Raw genomic sequence first — 7,742 nt, 5'->3', positions numbered from 1 at the left:
GGATCCACTTATGAACTGTTGAATAGCCAATGCCATATTCTCTGGCCAGTTGGGCAGCTGATTCGCCTTGCTTATATAGGTTGATAATGTTTTGTTTGAATTCTTTGTCGTAACGAGTTGGCATGTAAAAATTCCTTCCTTTTGAGAGACGATTTATTCATTATACGCTCTCTTAAAAGTTGTCTCAGGAATCAGCTTACATCCAAATTTTAGAGTATGATAAAGTTGATTAACAATTTCGATAAAGGCGATGATGGGATGAAAAGCACGACGAAATGGGTAACACGGTGGCCCGAACGAATTAGTTACGGCTTAAGTGACGCCGCCGATAATTTAGTCTTTCAAATGATGACGACCTATTTGCTATTCTTTTACACTGATGTTTATGGACTGACACCAAGCGCGGTGGCCATTTTATTTGTCGTGGCGCGGGTAGCTGACGTTGTTGAAAGTTTTGTCATCGGGATCATGATTGATCACACACATTCACGGTTTGGCAAGAGCCGACCGTTCTTCCTCTGGTATTCGTTACCTTACGTTATTTTTGCGGTTCTCACCTTTGTGACGCCTAACTTTTCGTATAATGGTAAATTAATCTGGGCATATGTGACGTATTTAGGCCTTGGATTTCTGTATACGGCTGTTAATCTGCCAATCACGTCAATCTTACCAACGATGTCGCAGAATACTCGTGAGTTGACGTTGTTGGGTGTCATTCGTCAATTCTTTGGCAGTTCGGTTCAAATTGTGGTGGCGGTATTCACATTACCCTTGGTTGCGTTCTTCGGCCACGGTAATCAGCAAAAAGGGTTCTTGGGCACAATCATCGTGTTTAGCCTGATTTCATTTCTTTTGATTATCAACACGTTTGTCCATGTTCGCGAACGGTTCGCGAATCCTGAAATTGCCCATCAACCGTTAACAACTGTCCTAAAAATGTTGAAACATAATCAGCCATGGATCGTTATGTCAATCGTGATTATCATGTACTGGCTGGTGACGGCAATTAAGAATCAGACAACCATTTACTATTTTAAATATACGGTGGGAAACGAAAACCTGGTACCACTAGCTAACAGTTTTACCCTGGCAGCGTTAATCGGGGTATTGCTGATCATTCGAATTACCGAGGTTCGCAGTAAGAAGCAAACGATGCTTCGCGGTATTTTAATAGCGCTGGTTGGTCAAGCCGTGATTGCGATTGGGGTTTATACCAAAATACTGTGGTTCTTGTTTGGCGGTGTCTTGATTAACTCGATTGGCAATGGGATCATTATCGGCCTCGTCTCAATCATGATTGCTGACACAATCCGTTATGGTGCCAGCATGGGGATCCAAGCCGAGGGAATTCTGGCTTCAACGGATGACTTTGGCGTTAACGTCGGCCTTGGTGTTGGCGGCTTGATTACAGCTGGTTTGTTTCACTTTTCGGGTTACGTTGCCAATCGAACCCAGAATGCCGCAACTCTCACCATGATTAATTTGAATTATGTTTGGATTCCGTTGGTTATTTATGTGGGGATGTATTTTGTATTGCGGCTTTATGATGAGGGGCGGATTGAACGAGCAATAGAAGCAAGAAAATAAGTCCGAATTATATTCTAAATAATAGTTTTTGATTTGCTAACTAACACCGGTGCTGTGTGATATTATTACCTTTTTGCGCCAACGGTTATTGCAATTGGCCAAATAATCTTGCAACCTCACTTTTGAAATGCAATAGATTGTGAGTCGTTCCAGTTAGCACTATACTGAAACTGAGTCTAAATCTAAAAGGAGTGGTTTGCATGGCTGAAAAGTATACAGCAGAAATCGTGCCATTGAACGCTGAGAAGATTGGCACCGCGCCGCACGGTGCCGCGACGTTCACGATTGATGGTGCGCAAATGAAGATTCATATCGATATGTTTGATACACCTGCTAATGTGCAGCATTGGGAACATTTCCACGGATTCCCGGATGGTAAGCCAGCAGAAATCGCCACAGCGGCACAAGATGCTAATGGTGACGGTTTCGTTGATCTGCCAGAAACAGAACCGGTTTCCGGTACAACGATGGTGCCATTTGACGCTGAACCGGCCAAGATGCATGTGCCAAATGACAGTTACCCAGTGGCTGATGCAGAAGGTCACTATGCTTATGACAAACTCGTTGATCTGAAGGAATTGCAGACAGCGTTTAATGCCGCTTTTGGCAGTGACGATTTGCAGCTTGATAAAAGGGTCATTTATATTCATGGTGTGCCGGATACCTTGAAGCTACCGGCTACTGTTCAAGGAACTGTCATGAACTACGATGCCCACGTTACTTTACCAATTGCAGTTGGGAAAATCATCAAAGCTTAAACTAATTAGTTGAATAAATAACCTATAAGTAGTCTTGAAACTTACTGGCAATACGCCTGCTGTTTCAAGGCTACTTTTGGGTTTGAAGACCTTATTTACCTATAAATAGAGCTTTTTACATTATATGTACAGATTAATACGGCTCTGGTGCAAAGTTTGCTTGGCAACTTCATTCTAGTATACTGAGTGACAAGAAACGAGGGATTGTGCGCATGAATTACTTTAAAGGACGCCACTTTCAACAGGATATCATTATAGTAGCCGTTGGCTACTATTTTAGGTTCAGTCTCAGCTACCGTGATATCGTTGAATTGCTACGTGATCGCGGGGTTAGTGTGCAGCACACCACGGTCATGCGTTGGGTTCATCATTATGGTCCCATCTTTAAGGCTTTATGGCGCCAACATCAAACCTCCCATACCAAAAGTTGGAGGATAGACGAGACTTACATTAACGTCAAAGGTCATTGGACTTATCTGTATCGTGCAATTGATAGCAACGGTCTGACACTCGACTTCGAACTGCGAAAGCATCGTGATTATGCGGCAGCCTATCACTTTTTGAAACGGCTTTTGACGACCAATGGTCGTCCTGATCGCTTAGTCACCGATCAATATCGAGCAACACTTAAGGCAGTGAAGCACCTGATGAAACAAGACTACTTGAGCAAATCAGCACACCAATGTTCCAAGTATCGAAACAATTTAATCGAACAAGATCATCGATTCATTAAACGACACCGGGTGCGGTCAGCAAGTTTCCAAAGCATCCGAACCGCTAGTGCAACACTCAGCGGCATTGAAGTCATCCATGCATTACGCAAGAAAACCCGACGAGAGCTAAGCCTCATCGGGTTTTCAGCCGTGGACGAATTAAAAGCGATGGTGCCAGCATAACCTACAACACCCTATCAACAACTAGGTAAAAGGCACACTCTCAGACTATTTGCACCAGAGCCCTAAGCGGGCCTTTGCTGATTTGATTGCACTAGCTACCGAGACGATCGTCGATGCGACCAGCCTAACCGTCGTCACCAGTGACCCACTCAGTGTCGACCGCCAACAGCGACTCACCCATTTTGAAGCCCGGCCTTTACTCGCGCCGGTAGATTTGTCCAACACCACGTCAATTCCGGTTACAACCATTCAGGCAACGACCCAGGCTAAACTTGCCGAGCTCCCACGAACAACTCAGCGGCTCGTCAACCCAGATCTTTACCCGGTCTACATGACGACCACACTCAGCCAGTTGCAAACTAGTTTGTTGAATAAAATGACGATACTAGCAGATTAACAAACGAACACGCGTAGCAACGACCAAAGCCACTTCTGTACTTAGCGTTCAAATGACCGCTAAGTACAGAAGTGGCTTTAGTTTATATCAAGTAACAGTTAGCTCACTGACCAGTAATTTGATCATGTTCACCCGGGGTCAATATTTTGGTCATCACCGTAATCAAATACGCTTGTTCGCGCTCAATTTCAGTTCCCGGCAATTCCAGTATTAACCGCGCTAGGTAACCGAATAGCTGCGATAACAAACTTTGCAGTATCAAATCATTCGGCCAATCCACAATCAAATGATCTGCTTTTAGTTGATTGATGACACTTCCCATCTGCTTGACCATCTTAGGCGCAATCTGGCTAAGAATCTGTTCGCGTCGTTCGGTGTCAAAAGCTGCCACTTCAAAAATGACCTTTAACTCTTTCACGTTAGCTTTAGCAAATGCAACTCGGTCCGTAAAAATTGCTGTGACGAATGCCTGTAGACTGGGATAACGCTGCCGTAATTTATCCTCTGAAAAATCACTCGCTAAGATTGGCACAATGTGCGCGGTAATTGGTGCTAAGATGGCATCCCGTAAGGCAGCCTTAGTCTTATACCGCCGATAGACCGTCCCCTCCGCAACGCCGGCCCGTTGTGCAATATCACTAGTACTGGTCTGGTCAAAACCCTTTTCAGCAAACAAATCGAGACTTGCCTGGAGGATGGCCCGTTGCTTAGGTGTAATCGTTTCATTCTGACCTAGATCCTGTTGAAAATAATCCCGTATCCGTGGTCGTTCCATATCCTCACACCTTCCGATAACGTTTCATTCCAACAATATTCAACATTGTTAGTACGACCATAAACCCTACTAATATTAACAAATTGACACCAATATCGCCAAGCCCAGCACCCTTTGTCACAACAGCCGTCATCGCATTAGCACCATAGTATAACGGCATGATGTGGGCAATTGCTTGCAACCAACTGGCCATGCCATCGACTGGAACCAACCCAGCAAAAAAGATTTGTGGTACAACAATCAGTGGAATAAACTGAATCATTTGAAATTCTGAGTTAGCAAAGGTGGAAATAAAGATACCCAAGGTCAAAGCCACTAACGCTAATAATAAGTTAGTCAGAAAGACCAGCCAAATACTACCAACTAAGTGAATCTTGAAGACCGTAATTGTAAAAACAACGGTCAGGACAGTCTGAATGATGGCAAAGCCCCCATAACCAATTAGATAGCCCATAATAATTTCACTCCGTCGAATTGGGGTTGCAAGTAGCCGGCTTAGGGTTCCAGTAGTGCGTTCATTCAAAAGTGAAACGCCAGAAATCAAGAACACAAAGAAGAAGACAAAGAAACCGAGAAAGGCTGGCAAAAAGCTTTCAAAGAACGTTGAATCACTACTACCATAAATATAATGAGACTTAGTCGTATAACTGGTTGCTTTAGCTGACTGAGTCGAACTAGACGTCGTGGCTGTGGCTTGCTTGAGTTGCTTTTGTAATTTCTCAGCAGTTGCCTGGTCACCGCGGGCCTGGGCTTGTGCAATGGCAGTCTTCAGCTTGGTCACCGTTGCTTGTGTCTGGGCTGCTGTCAGCTTCTTCAAAGCGGCTTGTTGCGATTCAAGGGCCGCGCGCTGTTTCTTAGTAACGGTCACCAGCGTCTTCATTTTCAACTTGACTAATCCTGATTGTAAACTCGCCTTAATTAAAGACGTGTTGGTTGGATTGCTATTTGAATAAGTAATCATCAATTGACCATTTTTCTGAGTCAAATAGCCATCTAGATCATGCTGCTTAATCATTTTCCGTGCCTGTGAACTATCATAATGATGAATCGTCACGTTTTTGGTATCGATCACGTTAACCACGGATTGGTCTACATGATGAACACCCAAGCTTGCTACTTGCGTCGTGTTGTTTTGAAATAAGAAATACATCAGCGTCATAATCAGCAATGGTGCCAAAAACATCAGCGCCAAGGTACGCTTATCACGTAACATTTGCTTAAAAACTCGTCTAACGATTGCCATCGTTCGCATCTTGCATCCGCCCCGCTTTCAAAAAGACCTGTTCGATCGTATCTACTGCATACTGTTGTTTCAGTGCCGCGGGTGTCCCCTCAGCAAGCGCAATCCCGTGCCGAATCAACATGAGATAATCACACCGTTCTGCTTCGTCCATGACATGCGTTGTCACGAGCATCGACTTACCGGTATCCTTGAGCTTATTTAGTTCGGTCCAAATTTGTTGCCGTAATTCTGGATCAATCCCAACGGTCGGTTCATCTAAAATCAATAATTGGGGATCCTGAATCAGGGCAATTGCCAACGACAAGCGCCGTTTCATCCCACCCGAATAGCCACTGACCCGCTTGTCTAATTGGGACGTTAAATCAACTAATCCGGCTGCATAATCAATCATCTGTGCTAACTTTATTTTTGGAACGCTCATCAATTGCCCAAACAAGGTCAGGTTTTCACGGGCCGTTAGTGTCTCATACAAAGCGTCACTTTGAGCCATATACCCTACTTGTGCCATTACCGCCCTATTGGGCATCACCGTATCCATGACTTTAACAGTGCCACTATCCACAGCTTCCATCCCTAAAATACTCTTGATCAAGGTGGTCTTCCCAGCTCCTGATGGCCCAATCAAGCCATAAATCATTCCAGCCGGCAGTGTCAAATCAATCTGATTGAGCACTTGCTGATGACCAAAGTGCTTGCTGACCTGCTTGGCGATGACATAATCCGTTGCCATTTTAATAACCCTCTTTCTCAAAACGAGTGTATACTCACTCACTTAATGGCCTTAGTATAATCAGTACATCTCGGTTTGTCAACATTAAAATGAGTTATCACTCACTTATTTTGTTTCCGGCCTATTTGTCACCGCATTTTAATTAAATAGCAGCACTGATATAAGCGTTAGCAATGTTTAAGCCTACCGATTTTTTAATATTATTTTATTCATCAATTTCCGGCGCCGACCCAAGCTCTGCCTGAATCATCCAGATTTTCTTCTCAATTGCGGTTTTGAGACCAATGAAAATATCTTGGGTACTGAAGTCTTTTTCAACATCGGATACTTCAATGCCGTGTTGGTAAAGGTCTTCCAAGTAACGATAGCCATCAACTAAGTGTGCGAGGCGTTCTGGGGTTGTTTTGTCCCATTCACCAGGCCAGTCTTGAATCTTAGTGTTTTCGGCCATTTCTTTTAAGGTCGAGTAAGGACTGCCATCAAGCGCAATCAGCCGTTCAGAAATGACATCGAGTTGGCTGTCAATTTCTTCCATGAACTCATCCATCAAGGGGTGCAACTTCAAAAAGTTGGGTCCACGCATGTACCAATGCGTCTGATGGATAATCATTGACATCTGGCTCAAATCGGCAACGAGTTGATTTAATACTGCTTTGGTTTTCGTATATTTCATTAGATTGATCTCCTTTCGATATGGTTATTATAACATAGTGGTAGCTTAATCTGAAACGTTATACACTGGCAAATTAAGTTATTTATAGCCCGTAGAATTAAGTCGTTTTGAAAAGATGGAGACGTTACAATCTACCAATTAAATAAATCTACAATTGAATTTTATTTACCTTATGAAGATGTTCAAAACGCGTTAAAGGAAAGTGCGCAAAACCCCTTTATACGTATAAAGGATGAATGGGTAGTGGGTAACAATGAGTGTAAATTAAATAAGGCACAAAAAAGGATGCTTAAGGATAAAGAAATATATAATCATTTCAATTTAGAAAATATTCCCAGTTCCATCAAAACGGAGCTAAACAAGATAGTGCATGACATCGATGACTAATACTTTAACACCAAACAGAAAGGGGCTATGAGTATATAGGGTCTATAACTATCAAATCGCCCCTCAAAAACGTTGAAAGAATAACCCCCAATATCTATAATGTAGATGTTGGGGGTTATTTGTTTTTATATGGTATAAATGACTTCTCGGTAGCGTCAAGAATCTTGTGTAAATGAAATGCCTTCGTACATATAATATGTATCTAACTTAAATAAATGATGCTTTCAAGGTGTCCTGGAGTCCTTTGAACCCTCGGTGGATCCGCTTCAGAGACTTCTCGTTATAAACATTAAACT

The 7,742-nt window shown here is 43.1% G+C and carries 9 protein-coding genes; 4 read left to right on the top strand and 5 right to left on the bottom strand.

Going from position 1 to position 7,742, the window contains the following annotated elements:
- The coding region (locus EKM83_RS13610) for an IS3 family transposase (RefSeq protein WP_016374491.1) at window positions 1–124 on the bottom strand (124 nt) is incomplete at its 3' end.
- 134 nt (window positions 125–258) lie between these two features.
- On the opposite strand from EKM83_RS13610, the gene EKM83_RS12465 reads away from it, so the two are divergent.
- The 4 genes from EKM83_RS12465 to EKM83_RS12450 all read left to right on the top strand — a co-directional run bounded on the left by EKM83_RS12465 (window position 259) and on the right by EKM83_RS12450 (window position 3,638).
- Window positions 259–1,587: a glycoside-pentoside-hexuronide (GPH):cation symporter gene (locus EKM83_RS12465; RefSeq protein ID WP_164505680.1), complete on the top strand. Its 1,329-nt coding sequence runs from the start codon at window positions 259–261 to the stop codon at window positions 1,585–1,587.
- Window positions 1,588–1,787: 200 nt separating this feature from the next.
- Entirely contained in the window at window positions 1,788–2,345 is a 558-nt protein-coding gene (locus tag EKM83_RS12460; RefSeq protein WP_002825826.1) for a hypothetical protein, read from the top strand.
- A 212-nt stretch (window positions 2,346–2,557) separates the two neighbouring features.
- Entirely contained in the window at window positions 2,558–3,241 is a 684-nt protein-coding gene (locus EKM83_RS12455; protein WP_002825828.1) for an IS6 family transposase, read from the top strand.
- 49 nt (window positions 3,242–3,290) lie between these two features.
- Window positions 3,291–3,638, top strand: a complete 348-nt coding sequence (locus EKM83_RS12450; RefSeq protein WP_057707481.1) for a hypothetical protein — start codon at window positions 3,291–3,293, stop codon at window positions 3,636–3,638.
- 103 nt (window positions 3,639–3,741) lie between these two features.
- Here EKM83_RS12450 and EKM83_RS12445 read toward each other — a convergent pair whose 3' ends face one another.
- The 4 genes from EKM83_RS12445 to EKM83_RS12430 all read right to left on the bottom strand — a co-directional run bounded on the left by EKM83_RS12445 (window position 3,742) and on the right by EKM83_RS12430 (window position 7,059).
- Window positions 3,742–4,413 (bottom strand): TetR/AcrR family transcriptional regulator, encoded by a 672-nt coding sequence (locus EKM83_RS12445; RefSeq protein ID WP_125547619.1) that lies wholly within the window; start codon window positions 4,411–4,413, stop codon window positions 3,742–3,744.
- 4 nt (window positions 4,414–4,417) lie between these two features.
- Entirely contained in the window at window positions 4,418–5,665 is a 1,248-nt protein-coding gene (locus EKM83_RS12440; RefSeq protein WP_125577877.1) for an ABC transporter permease, read from the bottom strand.
- Window positions 5,643–6,386: an ABC transporter ATP-binding protein gene (locus tag EKM83_RS12435; protein WP_003581836.1), complete on the bottom strand. Its 744-nt coding sequence runs from the start codon at window positions 6,384–6,386 to the stop codon at window positions 5,643–5,645. Before EKM83_RS12435 ends, EKM83_RS12440 begins: the two co-directional genes overlap by 23 nt.
- Before the next feature lie 205 nt (window positions 6,387–6,591).
- Window positions 6,592–7,059 carry a Dps family protein gene (locus tag EKM83_RS12430; protein WP_003587210.1) on the bottom strand — a complete coding sequence of 156 codons (468 nt, stop codon included), beginning with the start codon at window positions 7,057–7,059 and terminating at the stop codon, window positions 6,592–6,594.
- Between the last annotated feature and the right edge of the window lie 683 nt (window positions 7,060–7,742).

This window comes from Levilactobacillus angrenensis (genome assembly GCF_003946085.1).
GTDB lineage: Bacteria > Bacillota > Bacilli > Lactobacillales > Lactobacillaceae > Levilactobacillus > Levilactobacillus angrenensis.
Note: the sequence above shows the minus strand (reverse complement) of the source record. Positions and strands in the feature narration are given on the sequence as shown.

Bases quoted from the DNA above. Each gene is read 5' to 3' on its own strand.
- EKM83_RS12465 (WP_164505680.1), top strand. From the start codon at position 259: ATGAAAAGCACGACGAAATGGGTAACACGGTGGCCCGAACGAATTAGT.
- EKM83_RS12460 (WP_002825826.1), top strand. From the start codon at position 1,788: ATGGCTGAAAAGTATACAGCAGAAATCGTGCCATTGAACGCTGAGAAG.
- EKM83_RS12455 (WP_002825828.1), top strand. From the start codon at position 2,558: ATGAATTACTTTAAAGGACGCCACTTTCAACAGGATATCATTATAGTA.
- EKM83_RS12445 (WP_125547619.1), bottom strand. From the start codon at position 4,413: ATGGAACGACCACGGATACGGGATTATTTTCAACAGGATCTAGGTCAG.
- EKM83_RS12440 (WP_125577877.1), bottom strand. From the start codon at position 5,665: ATGCGAACGATGGCAATCGTTAGACGAGTTTTTAAGCAAATGTTACGT.
- EKM83_RS12435 (WP_003581836.1), bottom strand. From the start codon at position 6,386: ATGGCAACGGATTATGTCATCGCCAAGCAGGTCAGCAAGCACTTTGGT.
- EKM83_RS12430 (WP_003587210.1), bottom strand. From the start codon at position 7,059: ATGAAATATACGAAAACCAAAGCAGTATTAAATCAACTCGTTGCCGAT.